This is a genomic window from Allobosea sp. P1_B10, from assembly GCF_056406735.1.
This window is the reverse complement of record NZ_JBFTZP010000004.1, coordinates 188,969-215,747: the sequence shown is the minus strand read 5'-3', so window position 1 is coordinate 215,747 and position 26,779 is coordinate 188,969. Positions and strand designations below refer to the sequence as shown.

Annotated in this window: 30 protein-coding genes; 17 read left to right on the top strand and 13 right to left on the bottom strand. The window is 65.0% G+C overall.

Annotated features, from left to right (window positions below; all coding sequences use genetic code 11):
- The first annotated feature begins 13 nt into the window (after window positions 1-13).
- Complete coding sequence (locus tag AC1D2L_RS11660; protein ID WP_476846033.1) at window positions 14-2,194, top strand: ABC transporter permease; 2,181 nt, start codon at window positions 14-16, stop codon at window positions 2,192-2,194.
- Between the two features lie 14 nt (window positions 2,195-2,208).
- A complete protein-coding gene (locus AC1D2L_RS11655; RefSeq protein ID WP_476846032.1) occupies window positions 2,209-3,270 on the top strand; it encodes an ABC transporter ATP-binding protein in 1,062 nt (353 codons plus the stop codon).
- Between the two features lie 62 nt (window positions 3,271-3,332).
- Here the strand turns inward: AC1D2L_RS11655 and AC1D2L_RS11650 are convergent, their stop codons facing one another.
- Window positions 3,333-3,623 carry a DUF1330 domain-containing protein gene (locus AC1D2L_RS11650; protein WP_476846031.1) on the bottom strand — a complete coding sequence of 97 codons (291 nt, stop codon included), beginning with the start codon at window positions 3,621-3,623 and terminating at the stop codon, window positions 3,333-3,335.
- Between the two features lie 205 nt (window positions 3,624-3,828).
- On the opposite strand from AC1D2L_RS11650, the gene AC1D2L_RS11645 reads away from it, so the two are divergent.
- A complete protein-coding gene (locus AC1D2L_RS11645; protein ID WP_476846030.1) occupies window positions 3,829-5,004 on the top strand; it encodes a hypothetical protein in 1,176 nt (391 codons plus the stop codon).
- Between the two features lie 58 nt (window positions 5,005-5,062).
- Here the strand turns inward: AC1D2L_RS11645 and AC1D2L_RS11640 are convergent, their stop codons facing one another.
- A complete protein-coding gene (locus AC1D2L_RS11640) occupies window positions 5,063-5,335 on the bottom strand; it encodes a hypothetical protein (protein WP_476846029.1) in 273 nt (90 codons plus the stop codon).
- A 13-nt stretch (window positions 5,336-5,348) separates the two neighbouring features.
- Entirely contained in the window at window positions 5,349-5,771 is a 423-nt protein-coding gene (locus AC1D2L_RS11635; protein ID WP_476846028.1) for a cupredoxin domain-containing protein, read from the bottom strand.
- Between the two features lie 240 nt (window positions 5,772-6,011).
- Here AC1D2L_RS11635 and AC1D2L_RS11630 point away from each other — a divergent pair, with 240 nt between their 5' ends.
- The 5 genes from AC1D2L_RS11630 (at window position 6,012) to AC1D2L_RS11610 (ending at window position 10,721) form a co-directional block, all read left to right on the top strand.
- Window positions 6,012-7,304 (top strand): ABC transporter substrate-binding protein, encoded by a 1,293-nt coding sequence (locus AC1D2L_RS11630; protein WP_476846027.1) that lies wholly within the window; start codon window positions 6,012-6,014, stop codon window positions 7,302-7,304.
- Between the two features lie 43 nt (window positions 7,305-7,347).
- Window positions 7,348-8,316: a YVTN family beta-propeller repeat protein gene (locus AC1D2L_RS11625; protein WP_476846026.1), complete on the top strand. Its 969-nt coding sequence runs from the start codon at window positions 7,348-7,350 to the stop codon at window positions 8,314-8,316.
- A gap of 100 nt (window positions 8,317-8,416) precedes the next feature.
- Window positions 8,417-9,202: an ABC transporter ATP-binding protein gene (locus AC1D2L_RS11620; protein ID WP_476846025.1), complete on the top strand. Its 786-nt coding sequence runs from the start codon at window positions 8,417-8,419 to the stop codon at window positions 9,200-9,202.
- Window positions 9,199-10,071 (top strand): ABC transporter permease, encoded by an 873-nt coding sequence (locus AC1D2L_RS11615; protein WP_476846024.1) that lies wholly within the window; start codon window positions 9,199-9,201, stop codon window positions 10,069-10,071. Before AC1D2L_RS11620 ends, AC1D2L_RS11615 begins: the two co-directional genes overlap by 4 nt.
- A gap of 134 nt (window positions 10,072-10,205) precedes the next feature.
- Window positions 10,206-10,721 (top strand): hypothetical protein, encoded by a 516-nt coding sequence (locus tag AC1D2L_RS11610; protein ID WP_476846023.1) that lies wholly within the window; start codon window positions 10,206-10,208, stop codon window positions 10,719-10,721.
- A 22-nt stretch (window positions 10,722-10,743) separates the two neighbouring features.
- Here the strand turns inward: AC1D2L_RS11610 and AC1D2L_RS11605 are convergent, their stop codons facing one another.
- The 4 genes from AC1D2L_RS11605 to AC1D2L_RS11590 all read right to left on the bottom strand — a co-directional run bounded on the left by AC1D2L_RS11605 (window position 10,744) and on the right by AC1D2L_RS11590 (window position 14,678).
- The gene (locus AC1D2L_RS11605) at window positions 10,744-11,292 is read right to left on the bottom strand and encodes a PQQ-dependent catabolism-associated CXXCW motif protein (protein ID WP_476846022.1); all 549 of its coding nucleotides are present in this window, start codon (window positions 11,290-11,292) and stop codon (window positions 10,744-10,746) included.
- 2 nt (window positions 11,293-11,294) lie between these two features.
- The gene (locus tag AC1D2L_RS11600; protein ID WP_476846266.1) at window positions 11,295-12,074 is read right to left on the bottom strand and encodes a substrate-binding domain-containing protein; all 780 of its coding nucleotides are present in this window, start codon (window positions 12,072-12,074) and stop codon (window positions 11,295-11,297) included.
- A 145-nt stretch (window positions 12,075-12,219) separates the two neighbouring features.
- The gene (locus tag AC1D2L_RS11595) at window positions 12,220-12,744 is read right to left on the bottom strand and encodes a c-type cytochrome, methanol metabolism-related (protein WP_476846021.1); all 525 of its coding nucleotides are present in this window, start codon (window positions 12,742-12,744) and stop codon (window positions 12,220-12,222) included.
- Window positions 12,745-12,857: 113 nt separating this feature from the next.
- The gene (locus AC1D2L_RS11590) at window positions 12,858-14,678 is read right to left on the bottom strand and encodes a methanol/ethanol family PQQ-dependent dehydrogenase (protein ID WP_476846020.1); all 1,821 of its coding nucleotides are present in this window, start codon (window positions 14,676-14,678) and stop codon (window positions 12,858-12,860) included.
- Between the two features lie 397 nt (window positions 14,679-15,075).
- Between AC1D2L_RS11590 and AC1D2L_RS11585 the strand changes: the two genes are divergently transcribed.
- The 7 genes from AC1D2L_RS11585 (at window position 15,076) to pqqE (ending at window position 20,427) form a co-directional block, all read left to right on the top strand.
- Window positions 15,076-16,122, top strand: a complete 1,047-nt coding sequence (locus tag AC1D2L_RS11585; RefSeq protein WP_476846019.1) for a quinoprotein relay system zinc metallohydrolase 2 — start codon at window positions 15,076-15,078, stop codon at window positions 16,120-16,122.
- A 33-nt stretch (window positions 16,123-16,155) separates the two neighbouring features.
- Window positions 16,156-16,974, top strand: coding sequence for a quinoprotein dehydrogenase-associated SoxYZ-like carrier (locus AC1D2L_RS11580; protein WP_476846018.1), 819 nt, complete (start codon window positions 16,156-16,158; stop codon window positions 16,972-16,974).
- A 47-nt stretch (window positions 16,975-17,021) separates the two neighbouring features.
- The gene (locus AC1D2L_RS11575; protein ID WP_476846017.1) at window positions 17,022-17,795 is read left to right on the top strand and encodes a pentapeptide repeat-containing protein; all 774 of its coding nucleotides are present in this window, start codon (window positions 17,022-17,024) and stop codon (window positions 17,793-17,795) included.
- A 28-nt stretch (window positions 17,796-17,823) separates the two neighbouring features.
- Window positions 17,824-18,588 (top strand): DUF1194 domain-containing protein, encoded by a 765-nt coding sequence (locus tag AC1D2L_RS11570; RefSeq protein ID WP_476846016.1) that lies wholly within the window; start codon window positions 17,824-17,826, stop codon window positions 18,586-18,588.
- Window positions 18,589-18,660: 72 nt separating this feature from the next.
- Window positions 18,661-18,795 (top strand): pyrroloquinoline quinone precursor peptide PqqA, encoded by a 135-nt coding sequence (gene pqqA, locus AC1D2L_RS11565; protein ID WP_476846015.1) that lies wholly within the window; start codon window positions 18,661-18,663, stop codon window positions 18,793-18,795.
- Window positions 18,796-19,009: 214 nt separating this feature from the next.
- The gene (gene pqqD, locus AC1D2L_RS11560; RefSeq protein WP_476846014.1) at window positions 19,010-19,303 is read left to right on the top strand and encodes a pyrroloquinoline quinone biosynthesis peptide chaperone PqqD; all 294 of its coding nucleotides are present in this window, start codon (window positions 19,010-19,012) and stop codon (window positions 19,301-19,303) included.
- Window positions 19,304-19,356: 53 nt separating this feature from the next.
- Entirely contained in the window at window positions 19,357-20,427 is a 1,071-nt protein-coding gene (gene pqqE / locus AC1D2L_RS11555; RefSeq protein ID WP_476846265.1) for a pyrroloquinoline quinone biosynthesis protein PqqE, read from the top strand.
- Between the two features lie 21 nt (window positions 20,428-20,448).
- Here pqqE and AC1D2L_RS11550 read toward each other — a convergent pair whose 3' ends face one another.
- Together AC1D2L_RS11550 and AC1D2L_RS11545 are read right to left on the bottom strand one after the other, a co-directional pair.
- Window positions 20,449-20,649 (bottom strand): hypothetical protein, encoded by a 201-nt coding sequence (locus AC1D2L_RS11550; RefSeq protein WP_476846013.1) that lies wholly within the window; start codon window positions 20,647-20,649, stop codon window positions 20,449-20,451.
- A gap of 78 nt (window positions 20,650-20,727) precedes the next feature.
- A complete protein-coding gene (locus AC1D2L_RS11545; protein ID WP_476846012.1) occupies window positions 20,728-21,783 on the bottom strand; it encodes an AraC-like ligand-binding domain-containing protein in 1,056 nt (351 codons plus the stop codon).
- Window positions 21,784-22,053: 270 nt separating this feature from the next.
- Between AC1D2L_RS11545 and gfa the strand changes: the two genes are divergently transcribed.
- A complete protein-coding gene (gene gfa, locus AC1D2L_RS11540) occupies window positions 22,054-22,632 on the top strand; it encodes an S-(hydroxymethyl)glutathione synthase (protein ID WP_476846011.1) in 579 nt (192 codons plus the stop codon).
- A 25-nt stretch (window positions 22,633-22,657) separates the two neighbouring features.
- The gene (locus AC1D2L_RS11535) at window positions 22,658-23,770 is read left to right on the top strand and encodes an S-(hydroxymethyl)glutathione dehydrogenase/class III alcohol dehydrogenase (protein WP_476846010.1); all 1,113 of its coding nucleotides are present in this window, start codon (window positions 22,658-22,660) and stop codon (window positions 23,768-23,770) included.
- Between the two features lie 12 nt (window positions 23,771-23,782).
- Here the strand turns inward: AC1D2L_RS11535 and AC1D2L_RS11530 are convergent, their stop codons facing one another.
- From AC1D2L_RS11530 to pqqB, 4 genes are all read right to left on the bottom strand, one after another.
- The gene (locus tag AC1D2L_RS11530; RefSeq protein ID WP_476846264.1) at window positions 23,783-24,094 is read right to left on the bottom strand and encodes a hypothetical protein; all 312 of its coding nucleotides are present in this window, start codon (window positions 24,092-24,094) and stop codon (window positions 23,783-23,785) included.
- 71 nt (window positions 24,095-24,165) lie between these two features.
- The gene (locus tag AC1D2L_RS11525; protein ID WP_476846009.1) at window positions 24,166-24,855 is read right to left on the bottom strand and encodes a hypothetical protein; all 690 of its coding nucleotides are present in this window, start codon (window positions 24,853-24,855) and stop codon (window positions 24,166-24,168) included.
- Between the two features lie 121 nt (window positions 24,856-24,976).
- Window positions 24,977-25,708, bottom strand: a complete 732-nt coding sequence (pqqC, locus tag AC1D2L_RS11520; protein WP_476846008.1) for a pyrroloquinoline-quinone synthase PqqC — start codon at window positions 25,706-25,708, stop codon at window positions 24,977-24,979.
- A complete protein-coding gene (gene pqqB / locus AC1D2L_RS11515; RefSeq protein ID WP_476846007.1) occupies window positions 25,705-26,592 on the bottom strand; it encodes a pyrroloquinoline quinone biosynthesis protein PqqB in 888 nt (295 codons plus the stop codon). Before pqqB ends, pqqC begins: the two co-directional genes overlap by 4 nt.
- Window positions 26,593-26,779: the final 187 nt, after the last annotated feature.

Sequence of the window (26,779 nt, the reverse complement as noted above, 5' to 3'; positions counted from 1 at the left end):
TCGGAGACCGCTCATGCGCCCCTCGTCACGGCTCGCGCTTCTGGCCGGCTGGCTCGGCTACGCCCTCATCCCGTGGTACCTGCCCGACGGATGGAACCTCGCCGGCTACCCCTTCGGGCGAGCCGGCACGGCTCTGGCCCTCGCGCTGTCGGGAGCGGCGCCCTGGCTCCTGCCCGTGGGCCTCGCTTTGCTGGCCGCGACGGTGCTCGCGATCCGCGATGAAACGGCAGCCAGCGGCCGCAGCCTGATCGCGATCGGGGCCTTCGGGCTGCTCGCATTCTTCGCGCAGGGCTTTGCGATCACGCTGCCCGGCCAAGGGATCGCCTGGCTGGCGGCCTTGCTCGGAAGCGCCAGCGCAGCACAACCCGGCATGGGATTTGGCGCGCTGTTGACGCTGTTCTCGCTGCTGCTCCTGCTCTGCCACGGGCTGGCCTATCGCGGCTTCTGCAGGGGCGATCTCTTTACCACCTCCAGCATCGGCATCGTCGTATTGCTGATCAGCCTCTTCATCTTCCTCCCAGTCGCGACGATTCTGAAAAGCGCGCTGGTCGACAGGGACGGCGCTCTCGCCCTGGCGGATTTCGGCGCGCGCCTGTTCTCCCCGACGATCTGGGGGCTGGGCTGCCTCGGGGGCGGCACAAGCTGCGGCGTCGCCTGGAACACGCTGATCCTGGGTGTCCTGACCGGGCTCATCACAACCTTGCTGGGGCTGGCCTGCGCCCTGCTGGTGCTGCGCACGGGCATGCCCGGCAAGCGGCTGATGCGCGCTATGACCGTGCTGCCGATCATCACGCCGCCCTTCGTCATCGGTCTCGCGCTTATCCTTCTGTTCGGGCGCTCGGGCGCAGTCACCGGGCTGATGGCCGAATGGTTCGGAATCCCGCGTTCGCGCTGGATCTATGGTTTGCCCGGCGTCCTGCTGGCGCAGGTCCTGGCCTTTGCGCCGATCGCCTTCCTCGTGTTGATGGGTGTGGTGCAGGGCATAGCGCCTAGCCTGGAGGAGGCGGCGCAGACGCTGGGTGCCAAGAAATGGACGACCTTCCGCACGGTGACATGGCCGCTGTTGCGGCCGGGACTCGCCAACGCGTTCCTGCTCGGCTTTGTCGAGAGCATGGCCGATTTCGGCAACCCGCTGGTGCTAGGCGGGAATTTCGAGGTGCTGTCGACCAAGATCTTCTTCGCCGTCGTCGGCGCCGCCCATAATCAAGGGCAGGCGGCCGTGCTGGCGATCGTGCTTCTCGCCTTCACGCTGGGAGCGTTCTGGGTGCAGCAGGGCTGGCTCGGCTCCCGGTCGTATACGACCGTGTCCGGCAAGGGCGATTCCGGGATTCCGGCGAAACTGCCGACCTCCGCGACGGTGATGTGCGCGGTTGTCATCGTGCCCTGGGTGCTGCTGACGGCAGTGATCTACGCAGTGATCCTGATCGGCGGCTTCGTTAAGACGATGGGCCGCGACCACACGCCTACGCTGGAACATTACCGCACCGGCTTTGCGATAGACTTCAGCAACGGCCTCTATTTCGAGGGCGCGGCCTGGCCCTCGCTGTTCACGACGCTCAAGGTCGCAGCGATCTCGGCGCCGCTGACCGCGATCATCGGCCTGGTGACGGCCTACCTGCTGACCCGCCAGCATTTTGCGGGCCGGCGGCTGCTGGAATTCACCACGATGCTGAGCTTTGCCATTCCCGGCACGGTGCTCGGCGTCGCCTATATCCTGGCCTTCAACGTGCCGCCGGTGGAGATCACCGGCACTGGGCTGATCCTCATTCTGGCCTTCGTCTTCCGCAACATGCCGGTCGGCGTGCGCTCAGGGATCGCGGGGCTCGCGCAGATCGACAAGAGCCTAGACGAGGCCTCGGCGACGCTGCGCGCGCGCAGCTTCACCACCCTGCGCCGCGTCGTGCTCCCCCTGCTCAAGCCTGCGCTCGTTGCGGCGCTGGTCTACAGCTTCGTGCGCAGCATCACCTCGGTCAGCGCCGTGATCTTCCTGGTCTCGGCCGAATATAATCTCGCGACCGCCTACATCGTCGGCCGCGTCGAGGCGGGGGAGTTTGGCCTCGCCATTGCCTATTCCTCGGTGCTGATCGTCGTCATGGCGGCGGGCATCGCCTTGATCCAGGCCGGCGTCGGCGAGCGCAAGCTCGGGCGCCGCCCGGTCGCGCTGGCGACCTCGGCCGCCGAACCCGCCAAGTAGGACGAGACGCCGCCATGACGAAAGCCGGTCCTGCCTCCGTCGAGTTCCGCAATGTCAGCATGCGCTACGGCGCAGTGACTGCGGTCGACGACGTCAGCTTCAAAATCGAGGCGGGTAAACTCGTCACGCTGCTTGGTCCTTCCGGCTGCGGCAAGACCACGACCCTGCGCATGATCGCCGGGCTCGAGATCGCCAGCGCCGGCCAGATCCTGATCGGTGGCAAGGAGGTCACGCGCCTTTCGGCTGCCGACCGTGACGTCAGCATGGTGTTCCAGTCCTACGCCCTGTTCCCGCATATGAGCGTGCTCGAAAACGTCGCCTACGGACCGACCGTGAAGGGGCTGCCGAAGGCACAGGCGCGCGACATGGCCCTGGAGAAGCTTGCGCTCGTAGGCCTGAAGGGGTTCGAGAAGCGCTATCCCGCCGAACTCTCGGGCGGTCAGCAGCAGCGTGTCGCGGTGGCGCGTGGGCTGGTGCTGGAGCCCCAGGTCCTGCTCTTCGACGAGCCGCTGTCGAACCTCGACGCAAAGCTCAGGCGCAGGGTGAGGCAGGAGATCCGCGACCTCCAGCAGTCGCTCAACCTGACGGTCGCCTATGTCACGCATGACCAGGAGGAGGCGCTGGCTGTCTCCGACCGGATCATCGTGATGTCGAATGCGCGCATCGCGCAGGAGGGCACGCCGCACGAACTCTATCAGGCTCCAGCCAACGCGTTCGTCGCCGATTTCATCGGGGACGCGAACCTGCTCGACGTGACGATCCTCTCCGTCGCTGGCGGACAGGCGGAGGTGGCGCTGGGGCCGACGCGGCTGAGCCTGCCGTCACGCGGCCTCGCGGCCGGCCCGGCCAAGATCGCGATACGACCCAACAGCCTGCTGGTCCAGCGCGGGGGACCCGAGGACGGGCTGCCCGCGACCATACGCAAGAGTTCCTATCTCGGCAGCCACGCCGATCTCATCGTGGAATCGCCGGTTGGCGAACTCTTCGTGGTCAGTCCTCATAGCGAACACCTCCCCGCGGTCGGCGAAGCGGTTCGTCTGGGTTTCGCGGAGACCGGGATCGTCCTGGTTCCATGAGAGGCGTCCTCGTCCCATGAAAAGGACGTGTATGGCGAAACGGACCTCGGAGGCGGAACTGCTCAGTCCCCTGCGACGATCCTGAAGTCGCGCTCGGCTGCGCCCGCCAGCAACGCCATGGCGTCCTGATAGGCGGGGCTGTCATGGGCTGCCTGCGCCTGCTCGACGCTGTCGAACTCGATGAGCACGGTGCGCTGCTGGAGCCCTGCTTCATGCACCATCGCCGGAAGGCCGAGGGCCAGGATGCGCCCGCCGGCGGCGATGACGGCGGGGCCGCTCAGCTTCGCATAGGCTGCTAGCGCATTGAGGTCGCTGACGGATCGATAGGCTACGACCCAATATGCCTTGCCCATGGCGGTTCTCCACGTTTGTGGCAGCACGCGCCAAGCAGGCTCAACAGTCAATCGGTTTTGAATGTCCCATGCTGCTGCGAGCCAGGCTCGAGGCATCCAGAGGTGTTTCGAGCATTCGCGGGGGATAGCCCTGAATTCCACTGGTCTTCCGACAGTGATGTGCGCATCGTCGTGGCCGTACAGCCAAGCTTTCCCGCGAGGTTCCATGCGGCTGAACCTGACTACTGCTGTCTGTTTCCTCGTCGCGACGACTCCGGGCCTTGCCGATGATCGCAGTGATTGCCTTGACGGCGTCGCGCGCCTGAAAGCCGCGATAGCTGCACGGCCTGCGCCCGGCGATCTCGACGAGTTGCGCCGGACGCTGCGCCGCGCGGAACGGGAGGTGGCCGAGCGCGAGTTCGACGAATGCCGCGACATCCTCAATGCCGCGACAGACGGGCCGGGCAAGGCCCGCAAGGATGACGACGATGCCGAGGAGGGGCCCGAGACTGAGGACATGTTCGGTTTCACTCAAGGGACCAGCATCCTCGAGAAGGGCAAGTTCGAACTCTCGGGGGTGGGTGAGGGTGCATTCGGCAGGCGCTTCGGCCGGTACCGGTCAGGCTCTCTCGGAGCCAGCCTCGCCTTTGCGCCATTCAACGGCTTCAGCATCGAGTTCGGCGCGGTCGGACGTTCGGCCTCGATCCGCGATGTGCCCGGACTGGACAATCGGAACGGCAGTGGCCTCGGCGGGTTCTCGACCGAGCTGAAATGGCAGGCGATCAAGCGGGGAGCCGGTTCGCCGATCGGACTGACGTTCATCGTCGAGCCCGAGTTCAGCTTCCGGGACGCCGATAGCGGCGAGCGAGGCCGGGGCGCTGGGCTCGGCGCGCGGATCGCGCTCGATGCGGAGCTCGTGCCCAGAACGCTGTTCGGCGGCCTGAACCTGATCTACGAACTTGAGAGGTTCCGCCCCCGTGGTCGTGGTCTCTACAATGGCGAGGGCGAGCCTCTGGAAGGCCCGTCGACGGGGCCCTGCCTTCCCGATGCCGACGATGATGCCCTGGAGACCTGCGTCGGCTCCGCACGGCGCCTGTCCGCGGAGCGCACCTCGCGGCTCGGCGTGTCGGGCGCGCTGTCGCTGCAGGTCAATCCGAATGTCTTTGTCGGAGGCGAGGTGCGATATATGCGCTCCTATTCCGGGCTGGCGCTCAACCGCTACGAGGGGCACGCCGTCTTCGCCGGACCGACCTTCTACGCGAAGCTCAGCGACGCCGTCGCGATCTCGGCGTCTTTCTCGAGCCAGATCGCGGGAAAATCGAAGGCCACGCCCGGTCGTTCCTTCGACCTCGACAATTTCTCGCGGCATCAGGCGAGGCTGAAGCTGTCGTACGAGTTCTAGGCGGCACGCGGCTTCGGGATGGCGGGCACGTCGGCGCCATCGTGTCGCTGCCGGATGCTCAGCGTCCGAGCGCCTTGCGGGCGTCCTTGACCGCATCGACGCATTCGTCGAACTCGCCCTCCTGATCCTCGCGTTGTGCCACGCGCAACGCTGTCTGCAGCTTCTGCAGCGTGGCCTGCGGCGGCTTCTTGGCGATCTCGGCCTGGATCATGACGATGCCGCTCTTGCACTCGGACTTGTCGTCCGCGCGGGCCGGTATCGAGATCAGCAGGACCACAGCCAAAGCAGCGATGGCGTTCGAGAAGGGCTTGGTGGAGATGGGCCTGGGCATGAGCCTGCCTCTGTCACTTCACGATGAACTTGCCGGCCATGCCGCGGCTTTCGAGGCCCTGCACATACCAGGGATACTCGCCTGGCCGGATGGCGACGAACTCGACATGGATCGTGCCCTGGTCATCGAATTCGAGATGATGAGGCGCACCCTGCATGTGAATTTCGAGATGGTTGACGACGATCTGGTTGATCCAGCTGTGCCGGAAGAATTCCGGGGCGAAGAACTTGTATTCCTTCGAGCCCTTGGCCGTGACGGAGAGCCGGTACGATTTGCCCGACTCCATCTCGATGTCCTTGCGAGAGACCGCGTAGTCGTTGCCGTCATCAGTGCCGAGAACCAGCTCAGGCAGATCCGTTCGCCCCCTGACGAGGTCGGTGGCGGTTGCCGGGCTCAGACCGATCAGCAAGGCCAGCAAGAACCACAGAAGATGCATGCCATCCTCCCAAAGTAGCGCTCTTGTTACGTCAGGCTAACACAGGATGCATCCGATTGCATTGGGGCTTCGCGCGACGTCGAGGGCGACGCCGAGAGCTTCCCGATCGATATCGGGAGCTGGCGGCTTGGACGCGTCTTGCTTGACAGTACTTTGCGGTTGGGCGCAGCTTTGAGGCCTTAGGCAAGGGAACGGGGCACCGGTGTTCGCCGTCAGCCCGTCCGCCACGGAGAGCCGCGCATGGAGGAATGCGAGGCCAGCGATCGTAGTCCGCGCTTCAGCGCCGGAGGCCGCCGCCTCGCGCGGATGCTTCTGGCGCTGGGCATGATCACGGTCGCGCATGCCCCGTCGCCAGCGCGCGCCCAGGCCACGCCGCCGGTTCCCGGCGAGGCCAAGACGATCGGTATCCTGCTCATACGCGAGGCCCGGGATCGACCGGCACCGCTGTCGCTTCTCGATATCCCGCCCGCCGATGACGGCGTCGCCGGCGCCAAGCTCGCGATCGCCGACAACAACAATACCGGCCGGTTCGTCGGCCAGGAGTTTCGCCTCGATGTCATAGAGGGATCCCGCGCCGAGGACCTCGTGGCGGAAGCGGAGAAGTGGGTCGCTACAGGGCGGCATTTCCTCGTGCTCGACGTGCGACCGCAGACCGTTCTGGCCCTCGCCGATGCGCTGAAGGGCAAGGAGGCGCTCCTGTTCAATGCCGGCGCGCCCGACGACGACCTCCGCGAGGAGCAGTGCCGCGCCAATGTTCTGCACACCAGTCCCTCGCGTGCAATGCTGGCCGATGGGCTCGCGCAATATCTCGTCTGGAAGCAGTGGCGGCGCTGGTTCTTGATCCTCGGGCAAAGGCCGGAAGATACGGCGTTCGCCCAAGCCCTGCGTCGCGCGGCCAAGCGCTTTGGCGCGCGCATCGTCGAGGAGCGGATCTTTCCGGCCGATACAGGCTCGCGGCGCGCCGATGGCGGTCATGAGCAGGTCCAGCAGCAGATCCCGCTGTTCACGCAGAATGCCGCCGCGCACGACGTCGTCGTCGTAGCCGACGAATCCGAATTGTTCGGGGAGTACCTGCCGTTCCGCACCTGGGAGCCGCGCCCGGTGGCGGGGACGCAGGGGCTGACGGCAACAAGCTGGCACCCGGCGCTGGAGCAATGGGGCGCGACGCAGTTCCAGAACCGGTTCAGGCGCTCCGCCAACCGCACGATGCGGCCGCTCGACTACGATGTCTGGATCTCGCTGCGCGCCATCGGCGAGGCGGCGACGCGGCGGCGTTCTGCCAGCTATGTCGATATCGCGGCGCATCTGCGCTCGCCGGAGTTCGAGCTGGCTGGGTTCAAGGGCCAGAAGCTGACCTTCCGGGACTGGAACTGGCAGTTGCGCCAACCGATCCTGATCGCGACGCCGAAGCTCCCCGTCACTGTGTCGCCCCAGCCGGGGTTCCTGCACCAGTTCTCAGTGTTGGACACGCTCGGGGTCGACCGGCCCGAAACGAAATGCAGATTCCAGGAACGCGCGACGAGCCCACGCTAACGGCATCCCGAATTCTTGAGGCAACGATCAGGAGCGGAGCAACATGCGGCTGACAACCCTGGCTTTAGGCGGCGCCTTGCTCTCCTGCGCGACCTGCGTCGAGGCCTATACGGTCTTCGTCACCAACGAGAAGGACAACACGCTCAGCGTCATCGACAGCAATACGGCGGAAGTCACCAGGACCATCAAGATCGGGCAGCGCCCGCGCGGAGTCACGCTGGCCAGGAATGGCGAATGGCTGCTGATCTGCGCGAGCGACGACAACGTCGTGCAAGTGTTCGACAGCAAGACGCTCGAATTCATCAAGAACCTGCCGTCCGGCCCGGATCCCGAACTCTTCGTCCTGCACCCCAAGGGCAACCCGCTCTATATCGCCAATGAGGACGACAACATCGTTACCGTGGTCGATATCGAGCAGGGCTCCGTGGTGACGGAAATCCCCGTCGGCGTCGAGCCTGAGGGCATGGGCATCAGCCCGGACGGCCGCATCCTGGTCAACACCTCCGAGACGACCAACATGGCCCACTTCATCGAGACAGACAGCCACAAGACGATCGACAATGTGCTGGTCGATGCGCGCCCGCGCTATGCCGAGTTCACGCCGGACGGCGCGCAGGTCTGGGTCAGTTCCGAGATCGGCGGCACGGTCAGCGTGATCGACGTCAAGACCCGCAAGGTGCTCGGAAAGGTCACCTTCCAGATCAACGGCGTCAACGCAGATGCGATCCAGCCCGTGGGCGTGCGGATCACAAAGGACGGCAGGAAGGCATTTGTCGCGCTGGGCCCGGCCAATCGCGTCGCTGTGGTCGATGTCGCGAGCAGGACGGTAGAGCGCTATCTCCTGGTCGGGCAGCGCGTCTGGCAGCTCGCATTCACGCCCGACGAGAAGCAGCTGTTCACGACGAACGGCACCTCCAACGATGTCTCGATCATCGATGTCGAGAAGCTGCGCGTGACCAAGTCGGTGAAGGTCGGCCGCTACCCCTGGGGCGTGGTCGTCGCCCCGTTCTGATCGCTGCGCATTCCATAGCAGGCGGTCGGGCCGACGGGTCCAGGTTCGAAAATCGACGAGGAACGGGTGTCATGCAGCTTCTAGGTCGGTCCTCAGTCCAATGAGCGTTCGCCCGGACGTCGCGGTGGGAGGGGTGGCTCTGTCGGTCGCCGGCGTCAGCCATGCCTTTGGCGGCAGGCCCGCGCTCGATGACGTATCGCTGGAGGTTTCCGCAGGGTCCTTCACCGTCCTGCTTGGCCTCAATGGCGCCGGCAAGTCGACCTTGTTTGCCCTGATCACACGGCTTTACGACAATGTCAGTGGCGAGATCAGGGTCTTCGGCCATGATGTCCGGCGCTCGCCGTCGGCAGCCCTGCGGGATATCGGCGTGGTGTTCCAGAGCCGCACGCTGGATGCCGACCTGAGCCTGCTTCAAAACCTCGCCTATCACGCGGCACTGCACGGCTTCGGGCCGGCCGCGGCGAAGGCGCGCGCCACCGAGTTGCTGGGGATCATCGGGCTCGCGGATAAGGCCCATGACAAGATCCGTGCCTTGTCCGGCGGGCAGGCGCGTCGCGTCGAGATTGCGCGCGCCCTGCTGCATCACCCGCGCTGTCTCCTTTTGGACGAGGCGACGGTCGGCCTGGATATCGGGGCGAGAGAGAACATCATCGCTTTGGTGCGAGGCCTTGTCGCCCGGGATGGGCTCGGGGTGCTGTGGGCGACGCACCTCATCGACGAGATCGCGCCGAGCGATCGCGTCATCGTCCTGCACAAGGGCCGCGTCCTGTTTTCCGGCGAGCACGACGCGCTGCTCGAAGCGACCGGCGCCGGCACGATCCGCGAGGCCTTCACGCGGACCACAGGGGCGGCGGATGCAGGCTCCGCGAGCGTGGCAGCAGCATGAAGACCGTTGCGCCCGAAAGCGTCTATCCCATCCTCGAACGCACCCGTGCCCGCACCGGCTTTGCAGGCTATCTCGCGTGCTTCAACGGCATTGTCTGGCGCGAGATGCTGCGCTTCGTGCACCAGCGGGAGCGCTTCCTTTCGGCGCTGGTGCGGCCGCTCGTCTGGCTGTTCATCTTCGCGGCCGGCTTCCGCCAGGTGCTCGGCGTCTCGATCATCGCGCCCTACGAAACCTATGTCCTCTACGAGGTCTTCGTGACGCCCGGGCTGATCGGCATGATCCTGCTGTTCAACGCCATGCAGTCGTCGCTCTCCATGGTCTATGACCGCGAGACCGGCGCGATGCGGACGTTGCTCGTCAGCCCGTTCCCGCGCTGGTTCCTGCTGACCGCGAAGCTGATCGGCGGCAGCTCCGTGGCGCTTCTCCAGGTCTATGTCTTCCTGGCGATCGCCTATGCCTGGGAGATCGAGCCGCCCTGGCTCGGGTATTTCACGGTGCTGCCTGCGCTGTTTCTGTGCGGGCTGATGCTGGGCGCCCTCGCATTGCTGATGTCGTCGGTCATCAGGCAGCTGGAGAATTTCGCCGGCGTGATGAACTTCGTGATCTTTCCGATGTTCTTCGCTTCGTCAGCGCTTTACCCGCTCTGGCGGATCCGGGAATCGAGCCCGCTGCTCTACGAGATCTGCCGCTTCAACCCTTTCACCCATGCCGTCGAGCTGATCCGTTTCGCCCTCTACGCGCAGCTCGACCTTGCGTCTCTGGCTGCGGTGCTAGGGTTCACGATCGTCTTTCTCGGCGCTGCCATTTACGCCTATAATCCCTCCAAGGGACTACTGGGCCGGCGTGGAACGACCGGAGGCGCGGCATGATGTTCGCGAAACGCCTTGTCTCGAGCCGCAGCTTGATCCGACTGGCTCTCGCGCTCGCCTGCGGCGGGGCTAGCCTCGCTTCCTGCCCGGCGCGAGCGGCGGAAACGGAATGGCCTTGTATCCAGCGCAAGGTGTTGACGCTGACCGCCACGCAGATGTGGGACGGGCCCGAGGTCGAGACGCTTACCGGCTGGCAGGACGACGGCGAGATGGGGCGGCTGATCAAGGCGCTCGTCAGTCGCGCGTTGCCTATGGAGAAGGCGACCGAGGGGCTTGCTCAGTGGGCGAAGGCGCAGCCCGAGGCTGTACGCGACGACAGGCTGAAGCTGCTTTTCGCCGGCGTGCTGAAGACAATCAATGACGACCGCGCGGTCATCATGGCGGGGATCGAACGCTTTCAGCATCGGCAGAAAGAGCTTGCCGAAAGGATCCAGCAGCAGGGCGCTGCACTCGGTGCGCTCCGCACGAGAGCCGCTACGGACGAGGCCGCCAAGGCGGAACTTGCTGCGGCTGAAGACCGGTACAAATGGGACACGCGGTTCTTCGCCGAAAGGCAGGAATCGCTGCCGCACGCCTGCGATATCCCGGTCCAGATCGAACAGCGGGCGTTTGATCTCGCTCGCGAGATCCGCGCTCTTATGAAGGATTGAGCGCTAGCGTGCCACTGGAGGTTCATAGCCGCGGCGGGATATCGGCAAGCGGGAGCAGCGCGTCGGCCCAGCCATCGGTACCCTCGGGAAACCAGGCGACGTTGCCATAGCCCCAGCCGACCGCGCGCCTGGCCGCATTCCACGACATCCAGCAATCCTTCTGGCAGAAGAACACCAGCGGCTTCGTCCGGTCGCCGGCGGTCAGGGTTGTGAGTTCGGCCTGAAAGGCCTGGAGCAACGGTTCGGGCACGACGCCATAGCCGACATTGGCGAGCCAGACCGCGCCGGGGATGCTCCGATGCGGGGCCTCCCGCCAGATCGTGCCCGGAGGCAGGTTGGCGGGCTTGATGGGGCGCGGCAATACGTCGATGAATACGGCGCCCTGCGCCCGCCACAGTGCCTCGGCGGTCGGCGCGTCGATGACACGGGCGCCTTGCAGCGTGGCCGGAACCGGAGCGCGATAATTGTCGATGCGGTACTCTGGAGGTTCCTCTGGGATGTCCTGCGCGGCGCTCTCCGCCGCGGAGATTGCGGCCACGCACAGGGCGAAGGCGATCATCCTGATCGACATGATCAGCGCCGTGGCGAGGTGATCAGCCTGGTATCCTCATCCAGCAGCGGCACCCCATATTCCAGCAGGATTGCGTCGATGTCGCCCTGCCTGCGGGCGATGATCTCGTTCAGCTTCCGCTTCCAGTCGTCTTCCTGGTTTCGCACGCCAAACGTGATCCGGTATGCCATGCGAGGTCCCACCGCCTCCTTGAGCAGCGGCGTCACGACCAGCGGCTCGCCTCCGCGGGTGGCAAAGTAGCCGCCGATCGGCCCCCACAGAATTCCGGCGTCGATCTCTCCAGTGCGGATATCGGCGATCATCCGTTCGGCCGGAGATTCGAAGCGCCGATCGACCATCAGCGGATATGGCCGTGCTCGCTGCATCAGCCCCAGCATCGCCATCATGTTGCCTGGCGGCGTGCCGGCGACGATGCCGATATGCCTGGTTCTCAGGCGTTCGTCTGCAAGCGTCTCCACGCCGTCGAGCCCCTGTCCGGCGCGGTGGATCAGGACATAGGTCGAGCGATAATAGTGATTGCTGTTGAGGACGAGGTCGTCGCCCTGCGCAAAGCCGATGATGACGTCGCAACGCTTGGCAAAGAGGGTCTGGCGCACGAAGCCCGTGGCTTGCGGAAACCAGGTGTATTCGAGAGGCAGCTTCAGGTCGTCGGCGACGAGCGTCGCAATCCTGTTCTCGAATCCCTGCTGCGCCTCGTTGGAAAAGGGCAGGTTCGCAGGGTCGCTGCAGACGCGGAGCACCTGCCTGTTGACGAGGTCGGAGCGCCCGGTCTCGACAGCCATCGCCGGCCCGATGGCCCACGAGATCGCCAACACGCCGCGAGCCAGCCATCGCAGTGAAACCTGCAGCCGCGATGAGCGCACCGGGTGACTGCGCGCCGCGTCGAGGGCGGCGGGGCGGCTCTGGCGCAACTGTCCCGGCATCACTTCAGGAACCCATGCAGGTCTTTTCATTCTGGACGGCCGTCTCCGGCTTTTCCACGGCCCGCTCCGGGCGCGTGCCGCGCGGCAGCGCACCGTCGGCGCGCGCCTTGAGGTAAACGTAGATGTCGTCGAGGTAGCACATGACGTTCACGTTATCGCCTAGCGCCGGCATGACACTGGTTTTGTCGGGCCGATTGACCGTACGGCCGCTGGCCACGACCTGCATGAAGTCGGGGTACTTCATCGTTTTCAGGGATTCGATCAGGCCCGGCGCGTAGCTGGAGCCTTCGCCCTCCGGTCCGTGGCAGACGTGACATTCGGAGTGGTAACGACGGAAGCCGGAAAAGGTGTACCAGTCGACTTTGCCGTTGGCCGAAATGTTGTAGGTCGGCTCACCATCGGCGGTCATCCATTTCCCGTCTTCCTCGGTTTTTGCTGGCTTGTCCTGGGAGGACCCGCCAGTTGCCATGAGTAGCGCCGCCAACAGGGCGCAATTCGCGAATGCGAAGCCGATGCCGAAACGTCTCACTTTCAGCCTCTCCGGTAGCCCCGACCAGATGATGTGTCGCTCTTGACCTTGCTGAGGTCATCAAAAAGGCCGGCGCAACCTTGTCAGCAGCGCCGGCCGCTCGCCGTGATCTGTTACGGCAGCGTGAAGACCGTCAGCGCACCGCCGAGCGCGGTGTAGTCGCGCAACGCGGCGTAGCCACCGACCGCGCCGAGACCATCGGTCGGGTTGGTCAGGCCTGCCGCAAGGCCGATGCCGGCCCAGCCGCCGATGCCCGAGAGCACCGCGACATGCTGCTTGCCCTTGTGGCTATAGGTCATGACGTTGCCGATGATGCCCGACGGCGTCTTGAACTTGAACAGCTCCTTGCCGTCCTTCTCGTCGACCGCCTTGATGTAGCCTTCCAGCGTTCCGTAGAAGACCACGCCGCCTGCGGTTGCGAGCGCTCCCGACCAGACCGAGAACGGCTCCTGGAGCGACCAGACGATCTTGCCCTGTCCGGCATCCCAGGCCACGAAATTGCCCATGCCGCCATGGCTGCCCGGCGCGGGATACATCGAAAGCGTTGCGCCCACATAAGGCTGGCCAGCGGTATAGGAGACGCGGAACGGCTCGTAATCCATGCAGACATGGTTCGTCGGCACGTAGAAGAGGCCCGTGCGTGGCGAATAGGCCGCCGGTTGCTGATCCTTGGAGCCCAGGGCAGCCGGGCAGACGCCCTTGGTGTTCTTGTCCTGACCGTTCTGGAAGGTCGACATCGACGCAACGACCTGCGGGCGGCCATATTGCGGACTGTTCTTGTCCATCACGACGCCGCTGGTCCAGTTGACCTTCGGATCGTACTTCTGCGCGACCAGCAGTTCTCCGGTCACGCGGTCGAGCGTGTAGCCCAGCCCGTTGCGGTCGAAATGCACCAGCGCCTTGCGGGTCTGGCCGCCGACCGGGATGTCCGCCAGGATCATCTCGTTGACCCCGTCATAATCCCACTCGTCGAAGGGGGTCATCTGGTAGGCCCACTTCGCCACACCGGTATCGGCATCGCGGGCAAAAATGGTCATCGTCCATTTCTGGTCGATGGGCTTGCCGTCGGCCCCCGCGCGCTGGGCCGGGTTCCAGGTCGAGGGATTGGCTGTGCCGTAGAAGAACATGTTGGTATCCGGGTCATAAGAATACCAACCCCAGGCCGTGCCGCCGCCGATCTTCCACTGATCGCCGGTCCAGGTCTTCAGCGACGAATCCTTGCCGACCGGCTTGCCGAGCGACATGGTCTTCTCGGGATCGATAAGCATTTCGGCGTCGGGGCCCGTCGAGAAGGCGCGCCAGAGCTGCTTGCCGGTCTTCATATCATAGGCCGTGACATGCCCGCGCACGCCGAACTCGGCGCCGGAAATGCCGACGATGAGCTTGTCCTTCACGGGCAGGACGGTCGCCGTATTGGTCTCACCCTTCTTGGGATCGCCGTTGACGACCTTCCAGATTTCCTTGCCGGTCTTGGCATCGAGCGCCACGACCGTGGTGTCTGCCTGATGGTGGAAGATCATGCCGTCGGCATAGGCGACGCCGCGATAGACGGTGTCGCAGCACATCACGGGAATGACCGAGGGATCCTGCTTCGGCTCGTATTTCCAGACGATCTTGCCGTCCTGATCGAGATCGAGCGCGTAGACGATGTTCGGGAACGGCGTGTGCACATACATCATGTTGCCGATCACGAGGGGCGAACCTTCGTGGCCGCGCAGCACGCCGGTCGAGAAGGTCCACGCGACCTTCAGGTTCTTGACGTTATCGCGATTGATCTGGTCGAGCTTGGAGTAGCGCGTATTCGCATAGTCACCCGTCTGGATTGCCCATTGATTAGGATCCGACGTTTGCTTGATCACGTCCGGGTTCGCAAAGACTTGCGGGGAAAAAGCGACAGTCGTCAATAAGGCAGCCGATTGGATAAGCTTGCGCATCGCGGTCCTCCTGACGTTTTTTATGATCCAGTAGCTCTCCATAGCGAAAGACGGCCGAACCGCTGAAGCGTCCACGCGCTCGCGTATCCGTTCAGGTCGCGGCCGAAACAACGTAAACAAGCACCGGCCGCGGAAGCCGATATCTATCCAGAAACACAACTGTAGGCCCGTTTCTCGGATTGGACAAGATGGAGGCAAGATGTTGGCGATGTGGTTGCGATAACGCGGCTTAAAGTTGATGCTTTCAGCGAAAGACGGTCATGGACGCTGACCTTTCAGGGAGGCGAATGCCAATGAATTGCTGCGTTGCAGCATGGTTGCCTCCGCCGATTACTTGGAATGGCCTCTTGCGATGCAGCGAAATCGTCCCGGGGTCGTATTCGTGCTACAAGGTTCGATGGCGATCTCGACGAAATCATCGGGCCTGCGGGCATGGATGTCGCTCCCTGGGCCGGCCGAGAACGGCATGCGCAGGCGAGGGCGCATTGCAGTTCTGTCCAGTGCAGCGCTTGTTCTGGCGCAACTCGGAATTGTCGGCGTTGGCGAGCCCGTGCCTTCCGCCAGCGCCCAGGTGCAACAGTCGGCATCACTCTTTAATCTCACGGAAATTGCCCCCGGGGTTTTTGTACATCAGGGTGCCTACGCGCTGTTTGCCCCCGGAAACCGCGGAGACGTCGCCAACCTCTCCTTCGTCATCGGGCGCGACGCCGTGGCCGTGATCGATACGGGCGGCAGCGCCGGTATCGGACAGGCGTTGCGGGCCGCAATCCGTGCTGTGACCGACAAGCCTATTCGCTATGTCATCAACACCCATATGCATCCCGACCACCTGTTCGGAAATGCCGCATTCGCCGAGGATCTGCCGGAGTTCATCGGCCATCATCGGCTGGCACGGGCGCTAGCTGCGCGGGCGGAACGGTTTCTGGCCGTCAATGCCGGTCTGCTGGGCCCCGAGGCATTCGAGGGCACCCGTCTGATCGCGCCGACGCGACCGGTCCAGGACCGGCTCGTCATCGATCTCGGCGAGCGCCAGCTTTTCCTCACGGCGCAACCGACGGCTCATACCGACAACGATCTGACGGTCCAGGACACGGCCACGGGCACGCTGTTCCTCGGCGACCTGCTGTTCGTCAGGCATGTGCCCGCGCTGGACGGTTCGATCCGGGGCTGGCTGGCCTTGATGGCGAGCCTCGAGCAGGTTGCGGCGACGCGCGCGGTGCCCGGGCATGGTCCGCCCTCCGTGGCCTGGCCCGAAGCGATGCAGCCGCAGAGACAGTATCTCGAAAGCATTTCCGCCGATGTCCGGCGCATGATAAAACAAGGGCGATCGATTGCCGAAGCCGCCGCTACCATTGGCCTGTCCGAAAAGGACGCTTGGCTCCTTTTCGACGCGTTCAACGCCCGCAATGTGACTGCCGCGTTCGCCGAACTCGAATGGGAATGATCCCGGCGCGGATGTCATCATCCGGAGGCTGACATGACCGAGCGTATTGGACGCCGCGGCGTCCTCGCCTTGATGGGCGCTGCGTTGACCGGCTTTCCGGCGACGCTGGTGCGGGCCGAGGACGATCCATGGCCCGGACTGCACCAGGACGTCTTCAGGAGCCGGCCGATCGTCGAGGAAGACGGGCTGGTCACCCTGGATGCGCCTATGCGCGCCGAGGATGCCGCGCTCGTTCCGCTGACTGTGAAGGTCGACCGCGACAGGCTGCCTTCGCCGCGCTCCCTGACATTGATCATCGACAAGAATCCAGCCCCGGTGGCAGCGACGTTCCTCTTCGGCGAGGGCGCGGGCGAGATCGTGCTGTCGACGCGCGTGCGCATCGACGCCTATTCGAACGTGCGCGCCGTAGTGGAGGCTGCCGACGGCACGCTGCATATGACCACGCGCTTCGTGAAGGCATCGGGAGGATGCTCGGCGCCGGCTCTCAAGGATGCCGATCAGGCGGCTTCGGAGCTCGGCAAGATGCAGCTGCGGCAGTTCTTCGCCGGTGGGGCGAACTCGGAGACGCGCGAGGCGCAGCTGATGATCAGGCATCCGAACTCATCGGGCCTGCAGATGAACCAGCTGACTGGCTATTACATCCCAGCGAAATTCATCAGCGATCTCGAGGTGAAGCGTGGAGAGGTTCTGATTTTCCGCATGGAGGGCGGCATCTCGCTCAGCGCGGATCCCAATATCCGCTTCATGTTCCGACCCGGCGCCGTCGACGACATGCTGATCGCAGTCGCCAGGGACACCGATGGCCGCGTGATGCGCGGGGAGTGGCCGGTCAAGAGCGGAAAGGACAGCTGATCACACAGTGGGATCACCGGGTCCGGCGATTCGGCAAGCTGGCCGTGATGGCCGTGCTGTGCCTCGCAGGCTGGGGTCTTCCTGCGGCGGCCGAAGCCAAGCTCACGGCACGCGACGTGACCCAGCGCCTGTTCCAGCTGGCGCCGGACGCCCGCATCGATCTCGGCGGCCAGGATCTGCGCCAACTCGACCTGAGCGGACTCGATTTCCGCCGCGCCCGGCTGGCAGGCAGTGACCTCTTTGGTGCCGACCTCGTCCGCTCAGACCTGTCGGGCACCGACCTGCACGGCGCGAGGCTGGACCGGGCGGTGATCATCGGGACGGATTTCAGCAATGCCGACCTTTCCGGCGCGACCTTGCTGCTGCCGACCGCCGTGTCCAGCCTCGCTTACGACGCCAGTGAAGCGCCCCGTTTCCGCAATGCCAATCTGGCGCGCGCAAGGATCGTCGCCCATCTCAGCGGCGCCGATATGAGCGGCGCGGACCTGACCGACGCCATCTTCAGCCATGCGGACATGCGGGGAACCCTGATGTCGACGCTGCGTACGGAATTGTTCGGCTGCGACCTGAGCCGTGCGATCCTGAGACAGACGGACCTGACCGGTATCGTCCTGCGCTTCGCAAAGCTGCGCCATGCCGACCTGACCGCGGCGGTGATGATCAATGTCGATCTATCAAAGGCGGACCTCACCGGTGCCGACCTGACAGGGGCGAACCTGGCCGGCGTCGATTTCGACGGCGCGATCCTGATCGGGGTCAAGGGCCTGGCATCCGCCAATGGCCTTGCTCTGGCGCGCAATCTCGACAAGGCGGTAAGATAGCGCCTCGCACGCGTTTCGGGGCAGGCCAGTGCCGTTTCTCGATCGTTCCGTCCGCATGCTGCTGGTCGCTTCCATAGCCGGGCTGATGCTGTGGCCGGGCGCTCGCGGCGGCAGCGCCCAGTCGCCGCAGGTCGTCGATACCGCGCTGATCCTGGCCGTCGATGTCTCGAACTCGGTCGACACGCGGCGCTATCGCCTTCAGGTAGAGGGCATCGCCGATGCGCTCGAGGATCCGTCCGTCCATGCGGCCATCCTGGGAGGGCCGCATGGTTCGATCGCGATCGGGGTGATCCTCTGGGCTGACCGGCCGTATTTTTCCTTGCAGTGGGTCCGGATCGCCAGCGCCGCTGATGCGGTGGCTCTGGCAGGACGGATCCGTCGACTGCCGCGGCAGGGCGGCGAGTTCACCTGCGTGGCGCAGATGATGCGTTTCGTTGCGGACAAGGTCACGCCGCAGATTCCGGTGCGTGCCACCAGGGTCGTCCTGGACGTCTCCGGGGACGGGAGGGAGAACTGCAATCCGGCGCTGCCTCCGGCAATGCTGCGCGACGAACTGACGGGGCTCGGCTTGACCATCAACGGGCTTCCGATCCTGGACGGGAGCCAGGCTGCGACGCTGTCAGGCTGGTATCGCGACAATGTTATCGGCGGCCCTGGTGCGTTCTTGATGCCCGCAGAGGGGTTCGAGGATTTCGGTCGCGCGTTCCGGCAGAAATTCATGACAGAAGTCAGCGCGTTGCCTGAAAACCTTGATCTGGCATCATCGCGATCAAATCCGCCGTTGGCGAAGTAATGGCCGTGAGAGGGCGAAGGTGAGATGTGCTTTCTCGGGCCGGGACGGTTTGCAAGGTGGATGGGCCGGTGTATGGTTACGTTGCTTTCGCTGAAGAAAGCTGGCCACGATCTGGAGATACCGATCATGCGCAAGTGGAAAAAACCCGCTATCATCGAAGTGACTGTCGGCTGCGAAGTGACGTCCTACGCGCCAGCTCAACTCTGACGCACCCGTTCTGAGACAATTGCCATCGTTCATGGCGGGATGCGGGCTTAGTTGCCCGCGTCGACCGCCTGCGACGTTTATCGCGATGGGAACATTTCCGCTGTCTCCGGCGGGCTTGCCGGTTGTAGTCTCGACAGATCGCTGTCGGGATCAGTCGGCGTTCGTTCTCGGCCTGCGGCTGCTTGCCTGACGATCACGCGCGAGGCGCTGGCGCATGAATGCTGAGATTTCCAGCGGCGACCTCGCGGCCATCGTCCCGGCTCTGCCGCGCGGCGTGAGGCTGCGCTTCGACGAGAGCCGCCGGCAGTGGTTCCTGCTCGGCCCCGAGCGCGTCTTCGAGCCCGACGAGACGGCCGCCGAAATCCTGCAGCGGATCGATGGCGTGCGCAGTATCGAGGCCATCGCGCAGGATCTGGCAACGAGCTTCGAGGCCGACCGCGATGAGATCGCCGCCGATATCATGACGTTCCTGCGCGGCCTCGCTGATCAGAGGATGATCGACCTGTGAGCGACGTCGAGGCGCTGCCGACAGCCACCGCGCCGCATGATCTGGCGCCGCCGATGGGGCTGCTGGCCGAGTTGACGCATCGCTGCGCCTTGCGTTGTCCCTATTGCTCGAACCCGCTCGAACTGGACAAGCGCTCGAGCGAGCTGTCGACCTCCGAATGGAAGCGGGTGATCGACCAGGCTGCTGCGCTCGGGGTGCTCCATATCTATTTTTCCGGCGGCGAGCCGATGCTGCGTCGCGATATCGCGGAACTGGTGGCCCATGCGCGCGAGGCGGGTCTCTACACCAACATGATCACGTCAGGGGTCGGCTTCCAGCCGGCGTTGCTGGACGCCGTCGCCGAGGCCGGGCTCGACCATATCCAGCTTTCAGTCCAGGCCGTGGATACTGCCACATGCGATCGCGTCGCAGGCTACAATGGCGCGGCCGAACGCAAATCCGCCATTGCCGCCGACATCGCGCGGCTTGGCCTGCGCCTGACCGTGAACGCGGTCGTCCACCGGGAGAATGTCCAGCAGATACCCGATCTCGTGCGTCTGGCGGAAACGTGGGGGGCGGCGCGCATCGAGATCGCGCATGTGCAGTATTATGGCTGGGGCCTGGTCAACCGGGCCCAATTGATGCCGACGCGAGATCAGGTCGAGGCTGCGATGCTCGATGTCGATGAGGCGAGGCTGCGCACCGCAGGTCGGCTCGTGATCGATTGCGTGCTGCCCGACTATTATGCCCGTTATCCGAAGGCCTGCATGGGTGGCTGGGGCGCGCGGCTGATGAACGTCACGCCGACCGGCCGGGCCCTGCCTTGCCATGCCGCCGAGACGATCCCTGGCATCGCCTTCGATAATGTCCGCGACACCAGCCTGTCCGACATCTGGTATCGCGGCGAGGCGTTCAACGCGTTCCGCGGCACCGACTGGATGAAGGAGCCATGCAGGAGCTGCGCGCGGAAGGACCTGGATTTCGGGGGATGCCGTTGCCAGGCGATGGCGCTGGCCGGCGATGCCGCCGCCACCGATCCGGCGTGCTCGCTGTCGCCTCTGCATCGGGATGTGGTGGCGCTGGCGGAGGCCGATGCGGCGTCCGGACGTCGCGATTTCATCTATCGGACGCATCAGGGCGTGTGACGTGCCGCACGTGCCTTTTCGTTAGATATCGCGCTCGTCAGCGCCGGCACAGCGCCAGCGCACGACGCGCCAATCGGGGTGTTCTCCGTTCCATTGCGCGACGTAAGGGGCTGCGCCGATCGCGCACCGCGCTGGCGAGACATTCGTCAGCAGCGAGATCCGCTCGTCGCGGCAGATCGATGGATCGCTGATCAGGCAGACGGAAACGACAATCGCAAGCATCCTCGGGTTCCTGACAGGTTGCGGGGCTCGGCTGGTCCGAGCGAGCAAATTCCGCGCCATCGCTGGCGGCAAGGCGGCTCACGTGCGCTCCACCGGGGTCACCGGGCCGCCGTCATGGTCGGCGGGCGGGACGCTCTCGGCAGCGGTCTCACCAGGAATCGCGATGAGATCTGAACGCCCCTGGAACCCGTTGGTTCGCCGCTGGATCACCGAGGGCGGCAGGCCGTAGCGCTTCTTGAACAGATGGGTGAAATGCGAGGAACTGCTGAACCCCCAGGAGAACGCGATATCGGTCAGCGTCTTTCCCGACCCCTGCCCAAGCTCGAGTTCCTCCAGGCATTTCTCCAGCCGCTTCTGCCAGATATACCCGGTGATGGTCGTGTCTTCGCCCGCGAATGACATGTGCAGATAGCGCTTGGTGCAATCCAGCGCGGAGGACAGACGCTCGACGCTGAGCTCGGGGTCGCTCAAATTGGCGCGGATCAGCGTCTTGATCCGGGCGGTCAGGGCCTCGCGCCCCGTACGCTTGTCGCGTTCCTCCGCCAGGAATGGCAGCAGCACAAGTTCGAGCAGGGCGTCGGCAACCTGGAGTTCGCATCCCGGCGACAGTGACGGCGCCTGGTTGAACGCGGACAGGACGAAGTCGTGGGCCAACCGCCCGACGCCGTCCCGTGCCGAGAAATGCCGTGCGAGGAGCTGTTCGGGCCCTACGCCCCGTTGCTCCACGAGATGCCGGGGGATGATCACGACGTCATGCTTCGTCAGCGCCGAACTCGTGATCAGATGGGGCCTGGAGACGTCATAGGCGAGGCCATCGCCGGGGGTCACCGCGATCCTGCGGCCATCCTGCTCGAACACCGAGGTCCCGCCGGTCTGGAAGAGCACCTTGACCACGGCGTGCCCGCCGAGTTGCGTCCATGCGGCGGGATGCGCGATCCGGTGCCGGCTGACCTCGATCCGGCACAGGCGCAGCCGCCCGATCGTGGCATAGTCGACATGGCCATCGATCGTGCCGGCGCCAAACCCGTCCGCGCGCAGCCGTCCGCACAGCGTTCCCAGCGCCTGCGCCCAGTAATCGGGTCGCAGCGAAGCCGGCGTCGCAGCAGTGCTCAGAGACACAATCGAACTGGTCATCGTCGCGCACGGATCAAGGGCCTGGACAAGGCACTATACAGCGCCGCCCGAGCACTAGGAACGTCTTTTGGCGTGGCCATCGGGAGGAGGCTGCTTCGCGGTCAGACAAGACATCGTTCCCTTGAGGGCAAGCGGGCTGGCCGGAAAGCGACAACACTGCGTGACCACCATGCGCCATCAGACGCATGGCAACGAGCACCGGAGGGCCTGGCGCAGGTGCGGAAATCGCTGGCGCGCAGGATCTTACCGGCGACAGGGAGGGACGAGATCATGCCAGAGGCCATCGCCATCCATCCGTCCATCGATCGCGGCCTTCCGCCCGCCTCAGCCGACTTCAAGGGCGGCACGCTTGTCTGCAAATGCGCGGACAGACCTGTGAAGGTGCGGGTCGAGTCGCAATCCGCGCATAACCACGCCTGCGGCTGTACAAGATGCTGGAAGCCCTCGGGTGCCTTTTTCTCGATGGTGGCGGTTGCTCCGCGCGACAAGGTCTCGGTGCTCGAAAACGGCGACAAGCTGGCGATCGTCGACGAGTCCGCCACGATCCAGCGGCACGCTTGCAAGGGCTGTGGCGTCCACATGTATGGCCGCATCGAGAAGAGCGGCCACCCGTTCTATGGGCTCGATTTCGTGCATACGGAATTGTCGACGGAAACAGGCTGGTCGCAGCCGGAATTTGCGGCTTTCGTCTCGTCGATCATCGAGTCAGGGGCCGATCCGGCCAACCAGGGCGCGGTGCGTGCGCGGCTTCGCGAGTTGCGTCTCGAGCCCTATGATTGCCTGTCGCCGCCACTGATGGACTACATCTCAACGCATATCGCCAAGGCGTCGGGTGTTCTGAAATCCTGAACCTGCCCGCTGAGGGAGCGCCGCCATGAAGACCCGCGCCGCCGTCGCCTGGGAGGCAGGCAGGCCGCTCACCATCGAGACCGTCGAGATCGGCGGCCCGAAGGCCGGCGAGGTCCTGGTCGAGGTGATGGCGACCGGCATCTGCCATACCGACGCCTACACGCTCTCGGGGCTGGATTCCGAGGGCAAGTTCCCGGCGATCCTGGGCCATGAGGGCGCGGGCATCGTGCGCGAGGTCGGCGCCGGCGTGACCACGCTGAAGCCCGGCGACCATGTCATCCCGCTCTACACGCCCGAATGCCGGCAGTGCAAAAGCTGCCTGTCGCGCCGCACCAACCTCTGCACCTCGATCCGGTCCACCCAGGGCCAGGGCGTGATGCCCGACGGCACCTCGCGCTTCTCCTGCGATAGCGGSACGGTGTTCCACTATATGGGCTGCTCGACCTTTGCGAACTTCACGGTGCTGCCCGAGATCGCGCTGGCAAAAGTCCGCGAGGACGCCCCCTTCGACAAGATCTGCTAYATCGGCTGCGGCGTCACCACCGGCATCGGCGCGGTGATCTACACGGCCAAGGTCTGGCCGGGCGCCAATGTCGTGGTCTTCGGGCTSGGCGGYATCGGCCTGAACGTGATCCAGGGCGCCCGCATGGTCGGCGCCGACAAGATCATCGGCGTCGACATCAACCCGGCCAAGGTCGAGATGGCCAGGAAGTTCGGCATGACCGACTTCATCAACCCGCGCGAGGTCGGCAACGACAAGGTCGTGCAGGCGATCGTCGACCTCACCGGCGGCGGGGCGGACTTCTCGTTTGATGCCACCGGCAACACCGATGTGATGCGCCAGGCGCTGGAATGCTGCCATCGCGGCTGGGGTGAATCGATCGTCATCGGCGTCGCCGAGGCCGGCAAGGAGATCTCGACCCGTCCGTTCCAGCTCGTCACCGGGCGCGTCTGGAAGGGCACCGCGTTCGGCGGCGCGCGCGGGCGCACCGATGTGCCGAAGATCGTCGACTGGTACATGGAGGGCAAGATCAACATCGACGACCTGATCACGCACAAGCTCTCGCTCGACGAGATCAACACCGGCTTCGACCTGATGCATGAGGGCAAGTCGATCCGCAGCGTCGTCGTCTATTGAGGCACCCGCCGGTCAGAAGCAGCGCAACTCACCCTCGATCTGGGCGCGCTTCAGGCGGGCGACCTTCTCGCGCAGCAACGGCATGGAGAGGAACATCGAGGTGTTCTGGCCGCCGCGCTGGCGCACGGACATGATCGTCTCGGCCTCCTCATACTCCTTGAAGGGAAGGACCGACGCGATCACGTCGATCGAGCAGGAGCATTTCTCAAGCGCTGACCGCGTCTGGCCATTGGCGACCATGCAGCCGAAGACATAGTCCGCGCGGGTGACGGTCGGATAGTCGTTGGCTGGCGGCTCGATCGCTGCGGCGCAATTCACTCCCATCGCTGCCGCCAGGATCAGCCCCAGGACAGGCGCGGTTGGCCGCGGCGCATGTTGAGCGTTGTTGTCGGTGCTCATGGCTTTGCGCTCCATGATGTCAGGACGATGCGCTCGTCGAGCCGTGGCGCGTCGGGCATGGTGCTGACGTAGCTTGCGGTCATTTCGAGCAGCATGCCAGGGGCCTCGTCCGCCGCCAGGAATTCAAACCGGGTGCCCTCATAGCCGAGCATGCGTGCTGCATTGGCGTCATCGATGAAGGGTCGGACGGTGATGCGAAGCGCGTCCAGCGTCTTGCCGCCGAATTCGACCCGAGCGACTTCGGTCGTCGCCTTGTCGCGCAAGCCGGCACGCAGGCGGTCCTTGAAATACGGGGCTTTGCCGCCGGTCAGCCGCACCATGTCGCTCACGGCCCGGTCGAGGAAGATCACCAGCAGCGGATTGCCGGTGAGACCGGTGATGCCGTCGACCTCGCGTCCGCGCGGGCCCGTGAAAATCCTGAGATCGACGTCGCGGCCGCCGCTCGCTGCGACGGATCTGACCACGAGCTTGATATCGTCGCTGAACGGCTCGCCCAGCCGCGCCGTGTCGGATGGGCGACGTTCCAGGCGATAGGTTACTTCCGAGCCTGACGGCAGGCCTGAAAGGTGGGGCCGTCCAAACAGGACATCCGCCGGTCCGTCCTGGGCGCGGGCCGACGACGAGACCAGCGCCAGCATGAGCGCCAATGCCCGGCAGAGCGTGAAGGCGGATCTGGATGCTCTCACGTCGGCGTCTCCCTGACTTGAACCGAAGTCGAGCAGGCAGCGAGGTCACAGGATAGACCGCGCCATCGCGCGCAGCAATCGACCCCGGGGTGCGGGCTGGCAGGTGGTCGGGCAGGCCGCCTCAGGCAGAAGGAACGAAGGCACCCGGCGGAATATGGCCGGGTTCGACATAGGCGTGATGCAGAGCGTCCAGCATTGCCCAGAGCACGGAGCATTTGAATTCCAGGGCGGCGATCACCGCTGCTTGGTCGGCCGGGCTGCGTGCATGCGTGGTGACATAGCCGAGCGCGGTCTCGACATCGCGCCGGGCCTGCTCCGGGCGCGCGGTGAAATAGCTCAGGCTCTCGGCGCTGACGAAATCGTAATGCGCCAGCATGCCCTCGACGCGATGGCGAATGATCTGCGGCGAGAACAGTTCGGTCAGGGAGGAGGCGACCGCCTCGAGCAGCGGGCGCTCGCGCACGAAGTTGACATAGGCATCCACCGCGAACCGCGTCGCGGGCAGCACGCCGCGATGGGCCTGCACATCGGCGCGATCCAGGCCCAGGCTCTCGCAAAGGCGGAGCCAGCGCTCGATGCCGCCTTCGCCATCCTCATGGCCGTCATGGTCGATGAGGCGCTGGCGCCAGGCCCGCCGCAGCGCGGGATCGCCGGCGCGGGCGATCAGGTAGGCGTCCTTCACCGGGATGTGGGCCTGATAGGTGAAGCGGTTGAGCGCCCAGGCCTGGACCTCGCCCTTGGTGCATTGTCCCGTATGCAGCCGGGCGTGAAACGGATGCTTGTCGTGGTAACGCTGCGCTCCGACATCGCGAAGTCGCCGCTCGAGCTGCTCGGGCGATAGCAAAGCGGTCACGGGCTCACCTCCATGCCGTCAAAGGCCACCTCGACGCCGGCGGCCTCGATCATGAGACGCTCCGGCGAGCCGTCGATCAAGGCCGGATTTGAGTTGTTGAGGTGGATGTAGATCTTCCGCGTCGCCGGTAATCCGGCGAGCCAGGCGAGCGAGCCGCCTGCGCCGCTGATCGGCATGTGCCCCATCCGGCGGCCGGTCTTCTCGCCGAGGCCGCTGCGGATCATCTCGTCGTCGGTGAACAGGGTGCCATCGAAGAAGACGATGTCGGCGTGAGCGGCGCTGGCTCGCACGGCGTCGGACAGGACGGCGCAGCCTGGAATGTAGACGATGCAGCGCCTGGCGCCGCCGATCCGGATCCCTGCGGTCTCACCACCTTCGGATTCGAGCTTGGGATCGCCCTCTTCAAGATAGAGCGGTGCCTTGCCCGGGACTGGGAAGAGCTCTGCGCTCAGCCCGCCGGGGAGTTCTACCCGGTCAGACGCGATCGCAGTCACGCGCCGGGCGGAGACCGCTTCGAAGATCGGATTGGCTGCGAGCGCCGCGAGGACGGGTGCCAGCGCGATCACTGTGAAAGGCTGTCGCTCGCGCAGGTTCACCAGCCCTGCGACATGGTCGATCTCGGCGCTGCTGAGAATGACCGTGCTGATCGGCGAATGCCGTTCCCGGCGGGGCCAGAGCGCTTGGGTCGCCCGGATCTGGCTTCCGAGGTCGGGGGAGGCGTTGAGCAGGACCCAATGCTCGTCGTCGAGCGTCACAGCCAAGCTCGACTGGGTTCGCCATCGCGCACGCGGATCGCGGTTCCAGGCGAGCGCGCAGACAGGGCAACGACAGTTCCACTGCGGGTACCCACCGCCTGCCGCTGCACCGAGCACGATGACCTTCATGACAGCTTCTCAGCTGGCCTGGCCATCCCATCTGCGAAGCAGGGCATGTCCGTCTCCATCGTTGCCGGGAACGTGGCTGCGCTGGGCTCTTTCTATTGGTATCTGCAGCCTACGGTATCCCGGCCTCTTCGCCTACGGCCGGCGCGGTGCCGCTTCGGAAACGGCACGGCCGGCCGTTCGCGCGCTG